Here is a 19,395-nt window from a genome sequence, read left to right as displayed (position 1 = left end):
TATTTATTTTTTATACAGCAATTATGAAGAAGATAGTTTATAAATAAGCTATAATCTTTTATTATGATATTAAACTTTCATAATATATTTTTTCAGCACCTTTTAAGAAAGATTTAAATTCAATGAAAGTGTCTATTTTTGTTCCAATGTATAATGTAGCAGATTTTATAGAAAAATGTGCCACATCGTTGTTCTTGCAGAGTTATGAAAATATTGAATATATTTTTGTAGATGATTGTACACCTGATAATTCTTTAGAAATATTAAAAAAAATATTGGTAAAATTTCCAGAACGAAAAAATCAAGTTAAAATTATTCATCACGAAATTAATAAAGGTATTGCGGCTACTAGAAACACAGGTATTTTAAATGCAACGGGTGAGTATTTATTGCAAGTTGATGGTGATGATTATATTGATGTTCATACGGTAGAGTTAATGTTAAATAAAGCTATAGAGGAAAAAGCAGATATTGTTTTATGCAATTATTACTTAGAGTTTAAAAAAATAAGTATTGAAGTGAAAAATGGTTTTTTAGATAAAGATCAATATTTGAATGATATATTAGCAGCTAAAATACCTCCCTCTATTTGGAATAAATTAATCCGTTTAGATGTCTATAAGAAAAATAATTTAGTTTTTAAAGAGGGTGTGAATTATGGTGAGGATTATATGTTAATTCCTCAAATTATTTATTTTTCTTCAAAAATAGTTTCTGTTGAATTGCCTTTATATAATTATATTCGTTGGAATTCAAATTCATATACTGCTCAGATTAAAGAGTCTCATTTAAATAACTTGATAGAAGTTTGTGAAAATTTAAATATTTTTTTTAAAGATAAAAGTGATTTTAAAAATACATTAAATATTGGTTTTAGTAAGAAAAAATTTGATTTATTAAGGGACTGTAGGGATTTGTTGATTTTCAAAAAAATATGGAATGATTTCAAGGTTACTATAATTGATAGTGGTGTTCAAGAGAAGTTTCTGATTTTTACAATGAATAAAAGACTTTCTATTTTAGCTTATTTGTTTTTTTCTTTTAGATGGTTTGCTTTAATTCTATATTCGACTTTTAAGGGATATAGATAATGGTAAGTTTATTATTTAATATGTTTTTTTGTTTTGTATCATTATTTATATATATATTTGCGCCTGAGCAATACTCTTATAAGTATTGTTTGTTTCTATTAATTATTTTTCTAATTGTTTTTTTATTAAATACATATATTAATGATGTAAAAGAAGGATTTGGTTTTGGTATACTATTTTCAATAGCTTTTTTATTTAGTAATTTTATATATCCTGTCTTTTATATTGTAGATTATACGTATGTAAGTTCATTTATATTTCCATATAATCAAAATGTTGTTAATAAAGCAACAGCTGTTGCCTTGGTAGCATACTGCTTTTATGTTTTTGGTGTTACGCAATACAATCAAAATTATACTTATATTCACAAAGTAAGAAAAAATTTTATTATTAATTCTAATACTATTTATTCTATTATTTTTCTTTTGTATTTTTCAATTTTCTTATTTGTAATTTTTGGGGGCTATAATATAACAAAAGCCTTATATTCTGGTGATTTGGGAGTAAGTGTACAAAAAAATGATACTTTTGGATATGCCCAAATTTTGATTTTTATATTTAGCATGCTATTAGCCTCTATATTTTATTATTCAAAGAACTATTTTTTAAGGAAAGTTGCTTTAATTAGTATTGTATTTGTAGCTATGTTTATGCTGAGTACTGGAACTAGGTTGCTTGCTGTAAATCTTTTTATTATGTTATTAGCAGTATATTCTAGAGAGGTTAGAAAGATAACAATTAAAACAACTCTACTTTTTTGTTTTCTAGGTGCAAATTTTTTATATATAATAATGTTAATTCGAGAAAATCAAAAGTTAGTTTTTTCATCCTCTAATGACACGTTGCCTGGTTTACCTTTTGATATATTTATGGACTTAATAGGCACGAATAGAAATTTATATATTTTATATGATTATGTTGATAACTTCGGTAGTCTATTTTTCTTAAATGAACTACCTACTTTATTATCTGTTTTTCCTTTTTCTGGTTTTTTTATTGATCTTTTGCCAGTAGAAGTTTATAAGACTTCAGGTCTGTTTCCTACTTATCTTACATTTGGACCTAATGCTAATTATGGCTTAGGAACAAGTATGGTTGGGGAGGCATACTTATCTTTTGGTTTGTTGGGAGTTATTTTTGTTTTCTTTGCGTTTGGTTGGGTAATCAAGAAGACAAAATTAAAATCTCTTAATAGTATTTATTTTTCTGTAATATATTTTTATTTAGTTGGTCAGTCTGTTTTTTACCCAAGAATTGACTATTTTTGGGGTCTGAAAAATGTTTTTTGGATGCTGATGATTCTATTATTGCTCAATTACTTATTTGATAAGAAAAGATCTTAAGGTTTGTATGAATTTATTATATTTTATTCCTAGCTTACATAAAGCGGGTGGTATGGAACGAGTGTTGACTCAAAAGGTTAACTATTTGGCTAAAAGTGGCAGATATAATATATATATTATTACAACTGATATGCCTGATGGAGAAGAACCTTTTTTTCAATTGGATAAAGGGGTTGAAGTATATAAATTTAAATTATTTTTTAATATTATTTATAATAATAATTTTATATCAAAAACAATATATACATATAAGAAGTTAATTGAATATAAAAATCTTTTAGATTTATTTTTATCAAAAAATAAAATAGATGTTCTAATAAGTATGGGGGGGAAAGAGCTAGAGTTTTTATATAAAGTTCAGCATCCTGCTAAAAAAATTTATGAAGCACACTTTAGTAATGGTATTCGTACAAGAAATTTATTAGCAAATAAAGGTAATAGTTTTTTTTGGCAGTACATAGCTAAATTACGAGAATTACAGATTGTAAAACAAACAAAAAAATTAGATGCTTTAGTTGTTTTAACTGAAAAGTCAAAAGATGAGTGGTTGAAAACTAACGAGAATGTATTGGTTATTCCTAATCCTTCCTCTATAAAAACTTTTCCTAATCAATATGATGTTGATTCTCGTAGAGTGATTTCTTTAGGTCGTTTAGAGTATGAAAAGGGTTTTGATCTATTAATTAAAGCATGGAGTCGAGTAATTAATTTATATCCAATGTGGAAGCTTGATATTTATGGTAGTGGTTCTTTAGAAGAAAGTCTTAATGGTTTGATCAATGAGTTAAATCTAAAAAAAACTGTACAATTATGTGGTGTCACTCAACAAGTTTCTTATGAGCTAATGAAGAGTTCTTTTTATGTATTGCCATCACGATATGAAGGTCTTCCTTTAGTGATGTTAGAATGTCTGGCATGTGGTTTACCTATGGTGGCATTTGATTGTGAAACCGGTCCTTCTGATATTATAGAAAATAATGATTGCGGTTTACTTGCTAATAATGGAGATATTGAAGAATTATCTCTTAAAATAATTGATATGATTGAGATGGCTGAAAAAAGACTAGTATTATCTAAAGCATGTACTCTTAAATCTGAAAAGTATGCTGTTGATAATATTATGTCCAGATGGAAATATTTATTTGAGTCGATGGTTTAAGGTTTTTTATGATTTTATTAGATGCTGTATATATAAATAATGGAGGTGGTTTGGTTCTCCTTAATTATCTAATTGATTTTTTTGAAAAAAAATCATTAGATGTTTTTTACTTACTTGATTTAAGGGTTGAAAATTGCTTTAGTGATATACCAGTTAATAGAAAAGAGTTTATATCTAACTCTATATTAGAGCGACATTTTTTTTATAATAAAAATAAAAATAAATTTAATAAAGTTTTCTGCTTTGGTAATTTACCACCTACTATTCGTTTAAGGTCTAAAGTTTTTGTTTATTTTCATCAACCATTATTTCTACATATTCCTAAAAACTTTTCCTTTAAAAATAAATTTACTTATATTGCTAAACAAATTTTTCTAAATTTTTTTAAAAAAAATGCAGATTATTGGCTGGTTCAAAGTAACTATATTGCGAATGGGTTTTCCTATAAATATTTATCAAAATCCAATAAAAAAATTATTATTGCTCCATTTTATCCTCCGCTTGATTTCTGTGAATTTACTCAGAAAAAAGTGCCAGAAAGTTTTCTTTATGTAAGCAATAGCTCTCCTCATAAAAATCACTATAAATTAATAGAGTCTTTTTGTTTGGCTTATGATGAAATAAAAAAAGGGAGCTTAACAATTACTGTACCAATTTCAGATATTAATCTATGTGGTCTTATTAAAGAAAAAATAAATTTAGGTTATCCTATTAGAAATGTTGGTTTTATTGAAAGAGAAAAGCTAGCTGAATTTTATTTAAGCCATGAATATTTAATATTTCCTTCATTAGCTGAGAGTTTTGGTTTGGGACTCGCAGAAGCTATTGATGGGGGATGTAAAATTATTGCAGCAGATTTGAATTATACCTATGAAGTGTGTGAACCTTCCTTAGTTTTTAATCCTTACAGTGTAGAATCTATGAAAAATGCAATAGTAACAGCTGTCCAGAATGAATTACCATATGCCCAAAAATTGATTGAAAACGATATTTCTAAGATTATGCAACTTTTAGCGGATTAAATAATGACTTTTGTAAACAAAACTTTACTTATTACAGGCGGTACGGGTTCATTCGGAAATGCTGTTTTAAACCGATTTTTAGAAACGGATATTAAAGAAATTCGTATTTTTAGTCGGGACGAAAAAAAGCAAGATGATATGCGTAAAAAATACCATTCATCTAAGCTTAAATTCTATATTGGTGATGTACGTGACTACAATAGTATTCTTAATGCCTCTCGTGGTGTTGATTATATTTATCATGCTGCAGCATTAAAACAAGTTCCCTCTTGTGAATTTCATCCAATGGAAGCGGTTAAAACCAATGTTCTTGGCACTGAAAATGTTTTAGAAGCTGCGATTCAAAACCGTGTAAAACGTGTGGTATGCTTAAGTACAGATAAAGCTGTCTATCCTATCAATGCTATGGGTATTTCTAAAGCCATGATGGAAAAAGTCATGGTGGCGAAGTCACGTAACTTAGAAGAACTTGAAACTGTGATTTGTGGTACACGTTACGGGAATGTCATGGCTTCACGTGGTTCTGTGATTCCATTATTTGTAGATCAAATTCGTCAAGGAAAATCTTTAACGATTACCGATCCAAACATGACTCGTTTCATGATGACATTAGAAGATGCGGTTGATCTGGTATTGTATGCTTTTGAACATGGCGAAAATGGCGATATCTTTGTTCAAAAAGCTCCAGCAGCAACGATTGAAGTACTAGCTCAAGCATTAAAAGAATTACTCAATGTAGAAGACCATCCGGTTTCAATTATGGGTACGCGTCACGGTGAAAAAGCCTATGAAGCCTTACTCAGCCGTGAAGAAATGGTTGTAGCTATTGACCATGGTGATTACTTCCGAGTGCCAGCTGACCAGCGTGACCTCAATTATGAAAAATATGTTGAAGATGGTGATTTAAAAATTACTCAATACGAAGATTATAATTCGCATAATACTGAGCGTTTAGATGTTAAAGGTATGAAAAAGTTATTGTTAAAACTTGAATTTGTGCGTGCTTTAACTCAAGGTCAATATATAGATCCAGAGGCTTAAACATGAAAATTTTAGTCACAGGTTCCCACGGTTTTATTGCAAAAAACTTAATTCAATTCCTGTCTGAAAAATCAGAAATCGAAGTTTTAAAATTTAACCGAGATTCTAGCTCAGAAGAATTAGAGCAATCTGTACTTGCTGCGGACTGGATTGTACATTTAGCAGGAATAAACCGCCCTTTAAATGAGCAAGAGTTTATTGAGGGAAATATTACGCTGACGCAAAAAATTGCAGATATTCTTAAGCGAGCAAAAAAGCAGACACCTATTATTCTTTCTTCGTCTATTCAGGCGGAGCGTGACAATGTTTATGGAAAGAGTAAATTGGGCGGTGAACAAGCCCTATTGGACCTTCATCAACAGCAAGGCAACCTTGTATATATTTGCCGCTTGGCCAATGTATTTGGTAAGTGGTCACGTCCAAATTATAACTCGGCTGTTGCAACATTTTGCTATAACACTGCACATGACTTACCGATTCAGATTCATGATGAAAATGCGCTTATTCGCCTAGTCTATGTGGATGATGTCGTAGAGTCATTCTGGAATATTATTCAGGGTACACAACAAGTAGAACAAGTTTTTGTCATACAACCTGAATATCAAATCAGCGTAGGTGAGTTGGCTAAAATGCTGGCAGGTTTTAAACAGTCACGTGAAAGCTTGATTACAGATCGAGTGGGTACTGGTTTAACTCGTGCATTGTATTCAACTTATTTAAGTTTTTTAAAGCCTGAACAGTTTGACTATAGCGTACCTAAGTATGGCGACCAGCGTGGAGTATTTGTTGAAATGCTGAAAACGCCCGATGCAGGGCAGTTCTCCTACTTTACTGCACATCCGGGGATTACGCGTGGTGGACATTATCATCACACCAAAACAGAAAAATTCTTGGTAATTAAAGGTAAGGCATTATTTAAGTTTAAGCATGTGGTTACAGGTGAGTTCTATGAGCTTGAAACTTGTGGTGATGAACCACGAATTGTGGAAACTGTGCCAGGTTGGACCCATGATATTACCAATATTGGTGAAGATGAAATGGTAGTGATGCTCTGGGCAAATGAAATATTTTACCGTGAAAAACCAGATACTTATGCCATGCCACTAACACATTAAGAGTTAAGATTGTGAAGAAATTAAAATTAATGACCGTTGTTGGAACGCGTCCTGAAATTATTCGTTTATCACGTGTTATGTCTGCGTGTGATCAATATTTTGATCATGTTCTGGTACATACAGGCCAAAACTATGATTATGAACTCAATGAAATTTTCTTTACCGATTTGGGTATTCGTAAACCTGACCATTTTTTAAATGCTGCTGGTGCAACAGGTGCAGAAACGATTGGTAATGTGATTATTGCTGTAGATAAAGTATTAGAAGAAGTGCAACCAGAAGCATTACTTGTGTTGGGCGATACGAATAGCTGTATGGCGGTTATTCCTGCTAAGCGTCGTAAGATTCCAACTTTCCATATGGAAGCTGGGAACCGTTGTTTTGATATGCGAGTGCCAGAAGAAATTAACCGTCGCATTGTCGATCATACTGCTGACATTAATTTAACTTATAGTACGATCGCACGAGATTACTTGTTAGCAGAAGGCCTACCTGCAGATCAGGTGATTAAAACAGGTAGCCCAATGTTTGAAGTGTTAAATCACTACAAGGCTAAAATTGAAGCATCAGATGTATTAGAGCGTCTGGACTTAAATGAACATCAATATTTTATTGTCAGTGCGCATCGTGAAGAAAATATTAATTCGGATCAAAACTTTTTAGATCTGGTTAAGATGCTGAATGCAGTGGCTGAGAAATATCAATATCCTGTGATTGTTTCAACGCACCCTCGTACCCGTAAGCGTATTGAAGAGCTAAATGTTGAATTTCATCCACTTATTCAGTTATTAAAACCACTTGGATTCAGTGATTACAATAAGTTGCAACTTTCTGCAAAAGCAACGTTGTCGGATAGTGGTACCATTAATGAAGAATCTTCTATTCTGAATTTTCCTGCTTTGAACTTACGTCAGGCGCATGAACGTCCTGAAGGTATGGAAGAAGCTGCGGTGATGATGGTGGGTTTAACTGCAGAGCGGACTTTACAAGGTTTAGAAATTTTAGATCATCAACCACGTGGCGAAGAACGATTATTGCGCTTAGTTGCTGACTATAGTATGCCAAACGTGAGTGAAAAGGTGGCGCGTATAATTTTAAGCTATACCGACTATGTTAACCGTGTGGTATGGAAGAAGTACTAAAATATGAAAATTCTTCTTTTAACGCAGTGGTTTGATCCTGAACCTACTTTTAAAGGACTGGCTTTTGCCAAAGAGTTAAAACGACAAGGTCATGATGTTCAGGTACTCACGGGGTTTCCAAATTACCCAGGTGGGAAAATTTATGATGGGTATAAATTAAAACTTTATCAACGTGAAGAAGTAGATGGAATATCCATTTTACGTGTTGCTTTATATCCTAATCATGATGGCTCTGCGTTAAAAAGAATTTTTAATTATATTAGCTTTGCTTTTATGGCAATGCTTTTTGGTATTTTTGCGACCAGAAAAGCCGATGTCATTTATGCTTATCATCCCCCATTAACTGTGGGGATAGCTGCTATTTTTATTAAGCTTTTTCGACGTACACCGATTGTCTATGACATTCAGGATATGTGGCCTGATACTCTAAAAGCAACAGGCATGCTAAATAATAATAAAATTCTAAATCTTATTGGTTCAATCTGTAAGCTAGTTTATAGATTTGTTGATCATATTGTCGTGTTATGTCCTGGCTTTAAAAAGCTGCTGACAGAACGTGGTGTACCAGAAGAAAAAATTAGCATTATTTATAATTGGTGTGATGAGCAGAGTTTAACTCAGGCTCAGTCTGCAAAGGTTGAATATCAACAACTCATGCAGAACAAATTTAATATTGTTTTTGCAGGAAATATGGGGAAAGCTCAGGCTTTAGATACTATTTTAGAGGTTGCTAAAAAAGTCCAACATATTAAGGATATTCAATTTGTATTTGTTGGTGGGGGTACAGAAACTGAGCGTTTAAAACAACGTTTAATTGTTGAAAATATATCTAACGCGATTTTTATCCCTCGTATGCCTATGGCTGAAGTTGGAGGTGTATTAGAGCTGTCTAATCTATTACTGGTACACTTAAAAAAAGACCCTTTATTTGAAATCACAGTACCTTCTAAAACTCAGGCTTATATGGCGATGGGTAAACCCGTGTTAATGGCTGTAGAGGGTAATGCTGCTGATCTTGTAAAAGCTGCTGAGTGCGGTTGTGTAGCAATATCTGAAAATGTAGAAAGTATTCAGCAAGCTATTTTAAAAATTTATCACTTACCTGCTAGTGAGCAACTACAAATGGGCTTGAATGCGCGTAATTATTATTTACAGGAATTATCTTTAGAAAGTGGCGTTAAACAGTTCATTGAAGTTTTTGAAAAGGTACAACATGATTAAGCGCCTTCTCGATATTATCATCGCTTCCATCGCTCTGATCCTGCTTTCACCACTTTATGCATTCGTTTCTTACAAAGTAAAAAAGAATTTAGGTTCGCCGGTCTTGTTTCGCCAGGTGCGTCCCGGTTTGCATGGCAAGCCCTTTGAAATGATCAAGTTCCGGACCATGAAAGATGCTGTGGACGAGCAGGGTAACCTATTGCCGGACAGTGAACGTTTAACGCCTTTTGGTCAAATGCTGCGTTCTACCAGTCTGGATGAAATGCCGGAACTGTGGAATGTAATCAAGGGGGATATGAGTATTGTTGGTCCACGCCCCCTGCTGATGGAATATCTTCCACTTTATGATTCAGAACAGGCCAAACGCCATGATGTAAGACCGGGCATGACGGGTTACGCGCAGGTCAATGGCCGCAATGCAATTGGCTGGGAAGAAAAATTCAAGCTGGATACCTGGTACGTCGAAAATCAGTCCATTTGGCTCGACTTCAAAATCATGTTTAAAACGGTACATAAAGTTTTAGCAAAAGATGATATCAGTGCCGAGGGTGAAGCGACTATGACACGTTTTACTGGCTCACAACACAAGGACGAAACATAATGAAAGCTTTATATATTGGTGTTTACGGTGCAAGTGGTTTTGGTAAAGAAGTTATGCCATTGGTTCGCCAGCAATTTCCAACCTTAGCCAAAGATAACTTTGTTTTTATCGATGATAGCCAAGCTGGCAATAGTTTAAATGGCTATGTTGTTCTAAGTTATCAGGATTTTCTCGCTACACCACATACCCATAAGGCTGTAACCATTGCTATCGCGAATAGTCAAGTTCGTGAAAAACTGGTTCAGCGTTTAAATGAGGACCAGATACAGCATCTAGATGTTCATGCAGGCAATACAGTTATTCTAGATGAGGTGCATATTGGTGAAGGAAGTTTACTTTGTCCTTTCACTTGTCTGACATCCAATATCAAAATTGGAAAATTCTTTCATGCCAATATTTATAGCTATGTCGCTCATGACTGTGTCATCGGTGATTATGTCACCTTTGCTCCCGGGGTGAAATGCAATGGCAATATCCATATCGAAGATCACGCCTATATTGGTACAGGTGCCGTGATTAAACAGGGTGCACTCGAAAAACCTTTGGTGATTGGTAAGGGCGCAGTAGTCGGTATGGGTGCAGTAGTCACCAAAAGCGTGCCACCGGGGGTAACGGTAATTGGCAATCCGGCACGAATTCTAGAGAAAAAATAATTTTTTAAATTTTAAAAATTCAGGAAACATCATGTTAAACACTGCATTTGAACCATGGCCAAGTTTTACTCAGGAAGAAGCGGATGCGGTTTCCCAGGTTTTGTTGTCGAATAAAGTCAATTACTGGACTGGACAGGAATGCCGAGAGTTTGAAAAAGAATTTGCTCAGTTCGCAGAAACTAAATATGCAGTCGCATTGGCCAATGGGACAGTAGCGCTAGATGTTGCGCTCAAGGCATTAGGCATTGGCGCAGGCGATGACGTAATTGTCACTTCCCGTACTTTTTTAGCTTCTGCCAGCTCCATTGTCACGGCAGGAGCAAACCCGGTCTTTGCCGATGTTGAACTGGACTCCCAAAATATCTCCCGTCGGACCATTGAAGCGGTCATCACACCCAATACCAAAGCCATCATTTGTGTGCATCTGGCAGGTTGGATGTGTGATATGGACCCGATCATGCAGTTGGCTTCCGATAAAGGCCTGTATGTAATCGAAGATTGTGCACAGGCGCATGGAGCAAGATACAAAGGCAAATCTGCCGGTTCAATTGGTCATATTGGTGCCTGGTCCTTCTGTCAGGACAAGATTATGACTACGGGCGGTGAAGGTGGCATGGTCACCACCAATGATGAAAATTTATGGAAAAAAATGTGGTCTTATAAAGACCATGGCAAGAACTTTGATAGTATATATAATAAACAGCATCCGCCGGGTTTCCGTTGGTTGCATGATTCATTTGGTACCAACTGGCGCATGATGGAAATGCAGGCAGTGCTTGGGCGTATTCAGCTCAAAATGATGTCGGAATGGACAGAAAAACGTACTAAAAATGCTGAAAGAATTTTGAGTTGTTTTGAGAATAGTCCATATTTTACTGTACATCGCCCATCCGATGATTATGTACATGCTGCTTATAAATGTTATGTGCAAGTCAATATCGATGCCTTGCCTGAAGGCTGGTCACGTGACCGAATTATGGCAGAGATTAATGCTTTGGACGTGCCTTGTTTTAGCGGATCTTGCTCAGAGGTCTATTTGGAGCATGCGTTTGATCATACAAAATGGCGTCCAGTAGAACGTTTGAAAAATGCGCAGCAATTGGGTGAAACCAGTTTAATGTTTTTGGTGCATCCGACATTAACAGAAGATAATATTCAGACAACCGAATATGGCATTCAACAAGTGATTGGTCGTATATAATCTATCAATGATTCAGTCACGTAGAATGTGCCGCTAGGTGCATTTAATAAATTTATCCAGGTTTCAATTTAGGCATTCTAATATTTAAATTGAGTTGAAACTTATAAGTCATATTGAGAAGACACATCACGTGAAATCTATCATCTTGCCATTAGTTGAATCTCCACGATCAGCAAAATTAGTATTTTTGGTCGTCTTGGACTTCTTTATTTTCCCGGTTCTGATCTGGCTTTGTTATGTCATTCGACAGTTTGATCTCGGTGCAGAAGTTGTACCCAATATTCCCTTTGGTTCAGTTTGGGTCAGTGCTATTGCAGTCTTTGCGCTGTTTATTTGTGGTGTATACCGTTTTATTGTTCGTACTTTTAATGAATTTTTTATTGCCAAATTAGGTCTGGCAACCATATTAAGCGTGATTGGTTTGTATTTGTTGGCTTATAGTACGCATGCGTTTATTCCGACCTCAATCCCTTTAATGTTTGGCTTTATGATGTTCGCTTGGGTTTGGTTCAGCCGGGGTATTATTCGTTTTGTCGTTCAATCTTATTTGAAGTCAGGTGTACCGAAAAAACGCATAGCGATTTATGGAGCAGGTTATGCTGGTCAGCAGGTAGCAGCTACTTTAAACCGTTCTAATGAACATCTACCGATTATATTTATTGATGATGATCCTTCTTTAAGTGGCCAAAATATTGGTGGTATCCAAGTTTTTTTACCACATACTGCTTTGAAATGTTTTACAAAATTCAAAATTGATGAAATTCTAATTGCACTGCCGTCAGTAGGGCGAATACGTAAAAGTGAAATTATCAAGTTTTTAGAGCCGGCTCATTTAAAAATTACCGAGATTCCGGGGCTGACTAAACTGGTCAATGGTGAAATTCGAATTTCTGATATTCAGGAAGTGGATATTATTGATTTACTAGGGCGTGATCCTGTACCACCAGTTCCAGCGCTTTTGACTAAAAATATTAAAAATAAAGTAGTCATGGTCACAGGCGCGGGTGGCTCGATTGGTTCAGAACTATGTCGCCAAATTATTAAAAATCAGCCTGTCAAAATTATCATTTATGAACTGACAGAATTTGCTTTATATCGTATTGATAAAGAATTACGTCTTACGGCAAGCTGTGAAATTATTCCAATTTTAGGTTCAGTTCTCGACGAACGTAAGTTAGAACGGGTGATTGAACAATATGGCGTACAAACCGTTTATCACGCTGCTGCTTATAAGCATGTGCCACTGGTGGAGTGTAATCCGCTGGCAGGTTTGAAAAATAATGCCGTTGGAACTGCCTTTAGTGTGAATGCTGCGGTGAAAAAAGGCGTAGAAACCTTTGTGCTGATTTCAACCGATAAAGCAGTACGTCCAACCAATGTCATGGGTGCAACTAAACGTATGGCAGAACTATACTGTCAGGCTATGGCAGAGGCTCAGGATCAGACCCAGATCAGTATTGTGCGCTTTGGTAATGTGCTCGGTTCTTCGGGCTCGGTCGTGCCGCTGTTTAAACAGCAAATTGCCAAAGGCGGTCCGATTACCGTGACTGATCCAGAAGTGACCCGTTTCTTTATGACCATTCCGGAAGCCTCGCAGCTGGTGATTCAGGCGGGTGCTTTGGGTACTGGTGGAGATGTATTCTTGCTGGACATGGGCGAGCCGGTACGGATTCAGGATCTGGCACGACAAATGATTTCCCTCAGTGGACTCAAAGTCAGAGATGATAAAAACCCGAATGGCGATATTGAAATTCAATATACTGGGCTACGTCCAGGCGAAAAACTCTATGAAGAACTGCTGATTGACGAAGAAAATACAGAAATTACTGCGCATACGCGCATTCGACGATCTGTCGAAAAACATTATCCATTGACAGAAATTCTGGCAGTATTTAACCATATGCATGAACTTACCGCGACTCAGGCTGACATTGAATGGGCACTGGCACAACTAGAACATTATGTGGATGGTTATGTACGCGGTAACGAAATAAAAGTGAACTAGGTTTTTATAGATATGATCAAGAAAGCAATTCTCCCTGTGGCGGGTCTAGGTACGCGTTTTTTACCTGCCAGCAAATCCATTCCCAAAGAGATGGTAACTGTTGTCGATCGCCCTGCGATTGAATATGTGGTCCGTGAAGCAGTTGCTGCCGGAATTGAGCAGATTATTCTGGTGACCCATTCTTCCAAGGCTTCGATTGAAAACTATTTTGACCGTAACTTTGAACTTGAAACCACCCTTGAGCAAAAAAATAAGACCGACTTACTCAAAGAAATTACTGAAATTTTGCCTGCAGCTGTCAGTGTGATTAGTGTACGTCAGCCTCAGCCTTTAGGTTTGGGCCATGCGGTATTATGTGCCAAAGCCGTGATTGGCGATGATGATTTTGCGGTGTTGTTACCGGATGTGCTGGTGAAAGATCAGGATCCGGAAAATGACCTGTCACGCATGATTCAGCGCTATGTACAATCTCAAGCTTCACAAATCATGGTTGAAGCAGTGCCTGAACATCTGGTGGACCAGTATGGCATTGTTGATGTTGCAGCAGTGCCTGCGGAAGGGAACAGTATTGTCATGCAAGGCATTGTCGAGAAACCGGCAGTGGGTACAGCACCTTCAAACCTGTCTGTGGTCGGGCGTTATATTCTACCCGCCAAGATCATGCAGCTTTTAGAGCAGACACCACGCGGGGCAGGCAATGAAATCCAGCTGACCGATGCAATTGCCATGCTGCAACAAACAGAAGCTGTAGAAGCCTATCGTATGAAAGGCCAGACTTTTGACTGTGGCAGCAAGTTGGGTTATCTAAAAGCTGTTTTACATTATGGAATGGATCATCCTAAACTCGGTGCCGAGTTTAAAGCATTAATTCAGGAACTGGCTTTGTAAGAAAAAATAATAAAAAGGAATAATATGAAAGTCGCAGTATTGGGAAAAACCCTATTTTCTGGAGTCATTTCAGCTCTTTTATCTGAATGTGGCCATCAGGTGGTCTGGTGTAATAGCTTCGGTGCAGATGATTCGGCTCGGCCCTATTTCCAGGATGAGTCCCTCCAGCTATTACTGCAAAAACAGGAAAAGTCTGGCTTTTTAAACTGTTGCGATTTTCAGCATCTGGATTTTAATCAGGATGTTTTTTTCTTCAGTTTTAATGCGACTGAAGAGCAACAGGCGTTTCAGATGGTAGATACCATCCGGCATGCCTGTTTTGCCCATCCCAAACTAATGATTAATGCCTCGACCTTTGGCTTGCATGGCACGCAACGTTTTCAGCAGTTGCTGCCGAATGATGACTGGATTTATCTGCCAGATATTATCCAGGAAGGGAATGCATTGCGTAGCTTTACTCAGGCCACCCAGCTGATTGTGGGCTGTGATCATGCAGATATACAGCCTAAAATCAAAGAATTATTACGTCCCCTATTTCCACGCGCGCAGCAGTATCTATTTATGCCGGTTCTGGATGCCGAATTTACCAAGCTGAGTATTTCCGGCATGCTGGCCACCCGGATCAGTTATATGAATGATCTGGCCAGTGTGGCAGAAAAGCTTGGCATTGATATTGAACAGGTACGGCAAGGCATGGCTGCGGATAACCGGATTGGTTCTGCCTATCTGTTCCCCGGCGTTGGTTTTGGTGGAGAGAATTTCTCCCATGATATCCGGACGCTTACTCACGCCGTGGCAGATTCAGGGGTAAAAAACCAGTTGCTGGAACAGGTCTGGGACATTAACGAACAGCAAAAAGAATTACTGTTTCGTAAACTCTGGAACTATTTCCGTGGAGACTTAAAGGGTAAAGTCATTGCGATTTGGGGTGCAGCCTTTAAGGAAAATACACCGAGTATCCAACAGTCTCCGGTACATGCCATGCTGACCGCTTTGTGGGCGCAAGGCGTGACGGTCAAGTTACATGACCCTCAGGCAATCGCAAATATTGAAAAGGTCTATGGGCCACGGGAAGATCTGATCCTGTGTAAAGACCAGTATCAGGCCGTGGAAGGGGCGCATGCCTTGTGTCTGATTACGGCATGGAAACAGTATGGCAGTCCGGATTATCCATATTTGATCAAGCTGATGCAGCATCCCCTGATTCTGGATGGGCGTAACCTGTATGATCCGACGTATATCAAGACACGTGGTTTTAATTATATTGGGGTAGGACGTTAATGTTGAGCCATTTTAATCCAAATCTCGACACTGAAACTGTGTGTCAGAAACTCGCCTCGAATAAAGAACAGCTTCAGTCTGAGCATTTGCGGGAGCTGTTTGCAGCTGACCCAGAGCGCTTTAATCGATATTCTATCCAGTTTGAACAACTGCTATTTGACTATAGTAAACACAGAATCAATAAAAATGTGCTGCAGGGCCTGATCGAATGGGCCGATGCACAGAACCTCAGATCCTGGATTGGCTCCCTATTTTCTAATCAGGAAATCAACTATACCGAGCAGCGTGCTGCCATGCACTGGGCACTACGCCTGCCTAAACAGGACCAACAGCATGCTGATCTGGCAGCAGACGTACATGCCCAGCTGGAGCGGATGTATGCCCTAGTGGAACAGATTCATGCTGGACAGCGTCGCGGTGCTACCGGGGAAGTGATTCAGGATGTGGTCAATATTGGTGTTGGTGGATCAGATCTGGGTCCTTTGATGGTCACGCACGCTTTATCTGATTTTAAATACCAGTCTGCCCAGCCACTCAACGTACATTTTGTTTCGACCATGGATGGTAGTCAGCTGTCCGAGCTGTTGCATCAGCTGCGTCCGGAAACGACACTGTTTATTATTTCCTCCAAATCCTTTGGCACCATTGATACTCTGACTAATGCACAAACAGTCCGTTTATGGCTGGAAAAGGCTTTAGGTCAGCATCCTTATATTCTTAAGCATCATTTTATTGGAGTATCAACCAAGCCGGAAAAAATGACCGCGTGGGGTATCGCACCGGAAAACCAGTTATTGCTTTGGGACTGGGTTGGCGGGCGTTATTCACTTTGGTCCTGTATCGGACTGCCAATTGTCTTGAGTATCGGGATTGAAGGCTTTAAGCAGCTGCTCGCTGGCGCCTATGCAGTGGATCAGCATTTTCAGTACCAGCCTTTTGAACGCAATATTCCGGTATTGATGGGATTGTTGGGAGCCTGGAATACCAATTTTCTGGATATTCAGACCCATGCGATTCTGCCTTATGACGGACGGCTGAAATATTTTGCATCTTACTTGCAACAGCTGGAAATGGAATCAAATGGTAAGTCAATCCAGCGTAATGGAGAGAAAGTCCAGTTTGATACCTGTCCGATCATCTGGGGTGAAGTGGGGCCGAATGCCCAGCATGCCTTCTATCAATTATTGCATCAGGGCACTCAGTCAGTTAGCTGTGATTTTATTGCGCCGGTAGAGCGTTATAACAGCCAGCAATATACCTATGCAGACAGTGCCGAAGCATTGGTAGAACAACATCATCTGGCCTTATCTAACTGTCTGGCGCAGTCGCGTTTACTGGCTTTTGGCAATGAAGCGCTGGATCAGGCCGAATTGGCAAGCTTGCCGGCCTATAAGCAGTATGAAGGTAATCAGCCGAGTAGTACCTTGTTGCTGCAAGAGTTGAATCCATACAGTTTGGGCATGCTAATTGCACTCTATGAACATAAGGTATTTGTTCAGTCTGTGCTGTGGAATATCAATCCGTTTGACCAGTGGGGCGTAGAAAAGGGCAAGGAAATTGCCAACCAGCTATTGCCAATACTGAATGGCGAACAAACCGATCTGAATGGTTTGGACGGTTCTACCCAAGGCTTAATTAAAATTTTGTTAGGAAAGTAATATGGCTAAAATTTTGGTAACGGGTGGAGCAGGCTATATTGGTTCACATACCTGTGTGGAATTGCTGAATGCTGGACATGAAGTGATCGTGCTGGATAATCTGTGCAATAGCTCAGCTGAGTCTTTAAATCGTGTCCAGCAGTTAAGTCACAAAAGCCTGACCTTTGTTGAAGGAGATATCCGGGATAGCCAGTTACTCGATCAGGTCTTTCAGCAAAATTCGATTGATGCGGTGATTCATTTTGCCGGATTGAAAGCGGTGGGGGAAAGCCAGCAGATTCCTTTGGCCTATTTTGACAACAATATTGCCGGTTCAATCAGTCTGGTTCAGGCTATGCAGCGCGCACAGGTGTTTAAACTGGTATTTAGCTCGTCGGCTACGGTCTATGGGGAAAACAATCCTTCACCCTTAAATGAAGAGATGCCTACTGGCATACCAACGAATAACTATGGTTATACCAAACTAATAGTTGAGCAGCTACTAGAAAAATTGGCTGTGGCGGATGAACGCTGGTCGATTGCCTTATTGCGTTATTTTAATCCAGTCGGTGCACATAAAAGTGGTCAGATTGGGGAAGATCCACAAGGTATCCCAAATAATTTAATGCCTTATGTAACTCAGGTGGCTGTAGGTCGTCGTGAAAAGCTGTCTATTTTTGGTCATGATTATGACACGGTCGATGGTACCGGCGTGCGGGACTATATTCATGTAGGGGATCTGGCCAATGCACATCTGTGTGCCCTGAAGAACCGTCTAGTTTCTCAAGGTTGCCGAGCTTGGAATATTGGTACTGGCAATGGAATTTCAGTCCTGCAAGTCAAGAATACCTTTGAGCAGGTGAATGAGGTTGATGTTCCATTTGAATTTGTACCACGTCGTGAAGGGGATGTGGCAACCTGTTTTGCAGACAATACACGCGCTGTACAGGAACTTGGCTGGGTAGCTAAATATGGCTTGGAGGATATGCTCGCCGACAGCTGGAACTGGCAGAAGCAGAATCCCAAAGGATATGGATAATAAATATGAATTTTATTTATGGGATTGTTTGTCATCGTTTAACCAATCCCTTAATTTATTTGGTGGAAAAGCTAATTACTAGCAGCAATAGTATTATTCTTATTCATGTTGATAAGAAATCGGATATTGCTCATATAAGAAAATTTTTACCAAATAGTCCACAAATACATTTTTTAACAGATAGAACTGATGTGGAGTGGGGTGGTTATACTCAAATTGAAACCACCCTAAAACTCTTAAATTATGCAAGTCAATTTGATTATCAGTATTTTTCTCTTTTATCCGGTGATGATATTCCATTGATGAAGGTAGAGCATATAGAAAAATATCTTTTAACCAATGATCGGGAATATATAGGTTATGAGTATCTTGCAGATCCTGCGATTCAGGTTAAATATTTATATCCAAAATTTTTTCTGAATAAGAAAAAATCAATATGGATAAAAATTAAATGTAAAATTTTAACTTTTCTGCATAAAATTGGTTTATTTAATCAGGATATTGATAAATTACCAAAACTTTATAAAGGCTCACAATGGTTTACCCTAAGTAATCAAGCTGTTAGTTATATTTTAGCTTTTATAGAAAATAATAAAAATTATGATTTAGCATTTAAGAATTCAATTTGTGCAGATGAAGTTTATTTTCATACTATTATTTATAATTCGTATTTAAAAGAAAAAATATACTGCCCCGAAGATGAGCAAAACGTTTGTGAAGGTGGACTAAGATATATTGATTGGGATTCAGGACCGGATTATCCAAGGACTTTAGATGAATCGGATTTTGATAAAATGAGGCAATCAGGCATGCTGTTTGCGCGGAAAATGAATCCAAATATCACAGTGGATATACTCGAAAAACATTTTCCATAAAAGCTTCAAGTCGGAAAAGTACCCTAAAAACTGGAATCTTTTCTCTGGTTTAAAGGGCACTGTTTTCAGGCTTTTGAGGAA

17 protein-coding genes are annotated in these 19,395 nt (G+C 37.6%); all 17 read left to right on the top strand.

Annotation, left to right across the window (positions count from 1 at the left end; all coding sequences use genetic code 11):
- The first annotated feature begins 122 nt into the window (after window positions 1–122).
- The 17 genes from F894_RS00765 (at window position 123) to F894_RS00685 (ending at window position 19,314) form a co-directional block, all read left to right on the top strand.
- Window positions 123–1,091 carry a glycosyltransferase family 2 protein gene (locus F894_RS00765; protein WP_005245416.1) on the top strand — a complete coding sequence of 323 codons (969 nt, stop codon included), beginning with the start codon at window positions 123–125 and terminating at the stop codon, window positions 1,089–1,091.
- Window positions 1,091–2,434: an O-antigen polymerase gene (locus F894_RS00760; protein ID WP_005245415.1), complete on the top strand. Its 1,344-nt coding sequence runs from the start codon at window positions 1,091–1,093 to the stop codon at window positions 2,432–2,434. The genes F894_RS00765 and F894_RS00760 overlap by 1 nt, the downstream gene beginning before the upstream one ends.
- Before the next feature lie 7 nt (window positions 2,435–2,441).
- A complete protein-coding gene (locus F894_RS00755; protein ID WP_005245414.1) occupies window positions 2,442–3,593 on the top strand; it encodes a glycosyltransferase family 4 protein in 1,152 nt (383 codons plus the stop codon).
- Window positions 3,594–3,601: 8 nt separating this feature from the next.
- Entirely contained in the window at window positions 3,602–4,615 is a 1,014-nt protein-coding gene (locus tag F894_RS00750) for a glycosyltransferase (RefSeq protein ID WP_005245413.1), read from the top strand.
- Between the two features lie 3 nt (window positions 4,616–4,618).
- Window positions 4,619–5,656 carry a polysaccharide biosynthesis protein gene (locus F894_RS00745; RefSeq protein ID WP_005245410.1) on the top strand — a complete coding sequence of 346 codons (1,038 nt, stop codon included), beginning with the start codon at window positions 4,619–4,621 and terminating at the stop codon, window positions 5,654–5,656.
- Between the two features lie 2 nt (window positions 5,657–5,658).
- Complete coding sequence (wbjC, locus tag F894_RS00740) at window positions 5,659–6,771, top strand: UDP-2-acetamido-2,6-beta-L-arabino-hexul-4-ose reductase (protein WP_005245408.1); 1,113 nt, start codon at window positions 5,659–5,661, stop codon at window positions 6,769–6,771.
- 11 nt (window positions 6,772–6,782) lie between these two features.
- Entirely contained in the window at window positions 6,783–7,913 is a 1,131-nt protein-coding gene (gene wecB, locus F894_RS00735) for a non-hydrolyzing UDP-N-acetylglucosamine 2-epimerase (RefSeq protein WP_005245407.1), read from the top strand.
- A gap of 3 nt (window positions 7,914–7,916) precedes the next feature.
- Window positions 7,917–9,134 carry a glycosyltransferase family 4 protein gene (locus tag F894_RS00730; protein ID WP_005245405.1) on the top strand — a complete coding sequence of 406 codons (1,218 nt, stop codon included), beginning with the start codon at window positions 7,917–7,919 and terminating at the stop codon, window positions 9,132–9,134.
- Window positions 9,127–9,735 (top strand): sugar transferase, encoded by a 609-nt coding sequence (locus F894_RS00725; protein WP_005245404.1) that lies wholly within the window; start codon window positions 9,127–9,129, stop codon window positions 9,733–9,735. Before F894_RS00730 ends, F894_RS00725 begins: the two co-directional genes overlap by 8 nt.
- A complete protein-coding gene (locus F894_RS00720; protein ID WP_005245402.1) occupies window positions 9,735–10,388 on the top strand; it encodes an acetyltransferase in 654 nt (217 codons plus the stop codon). The genes F894_RS00725 and F894_RS00720 overlap by 1 nt, the downstream gene beginning before the upstream one ends.
- Window positions 10,389–10,419: 31 nt before the next feature.
- Window positions 10,420–11,589: a DegT/DnrJ/EryC1/StrS family aminotransferase gene (locus tag F894_RS00715; protein WP_005245400.1), complete on the top strand. Its 1,170-nt coding sequence runs from the start codon at window positions 10,420–10,422 to the stop codon at window positions 11,587–11,589.
- A 130-nt stretch (window positions 11,590–11,719) separates the two neighbouring features.
- A complete protein-coding gene (locus F894_RS00710) occupies window positions 11,720–13,594 on the top strand; it encodes a polysaccharide biosynthesis protein (RefSeq protein ID WP_005245397.1) in 1,875 nt (624 codons plus the stop codon).
- A 12-nt stretch (window positions 13,595–13,606) separates the two neighbouring features.
- Window positions 13,607–14,482 (top strand): UTP--glucose-1-phosphate uridylyltransferase GalU, encoded by an 876-nt coding sequence (gene galU / locus F894_RS00705; protein ID WP_005245396.1) that lies wholly within the window; start codon window positions 13,607–13,609, stop codon window positions 14,480–14,482.
- 24 nt (window positions 14,483–14,506) lie between these two features.
- On the top strand, window positions 14,507–15,763 hold the full coding sequence (locus F894_RS00700) for a nucleotide sugar dehydrogenase (RefSeq protein ID WP_005245395.1): 1,257 nt from the start codon (window positions 14,507–14,509) through the stop codon (window positions 15,761–15,763).
- Window positions 15,763–17,421 (top strand): glucose-6-phosphate isomerase, encoded by a 1,659-nt coding sequence (gene pgi, locus F894_RS00695; RefSeq protein ID WP_005245393.1) that lies wholly within the window; start codon window positions 15,763–15,765, stop codon window positions 17,419–17,421. The genes F894_RS00700 and pgi overlap by 1 nt, the downstream gene beginning before the upstream one ends.
- A gap of 1 nt (window position 17,422) precedes the next feature.
- Window positions 17,423–18,439 carry a UDP-glucose 4-epimerase GalE gene (gene galE, locus F894_RS00690; RefSeq protein ID WP_005245391.1) on the top strand — a complete coding sequence of 339 codons (1,017 nt, stop codon included), beginning with the start codon at window positions 17,423–17,425 and terminating at the stop codon, window positions 18,437–18,439.
- Between the two features lie 5 nt (window positions 18,440–18,444).
- Entirely contained in the window at window positions 18,445–19,314 is an 870-nt protein-coding gene (locus F894_RS00685; protein WP_005245382.1) for a beta-1,6-N-acetylglucosaminyltransferase, read from the top strand.
- Window positions 19,315–19,395: the final 81 nt, after the last annotated feature.

The sequence above is a fragment of the Acinetobacter sp. CIP 51.11 genome, assembly GCF_000369665.1.
Classification (GTDB): Bacteria; Pseudomonadota; Gammaproteobacteria; order Pseudomonadales; family Moraxellaceae; genus Acinetobacter; species Acinetobacter lwoffii_S.
The sequence above is the reverse complement of the archived record's forward strand: the minus strand, read 5'-3'. Positions and strand labels throughout refer to the sequence as shown.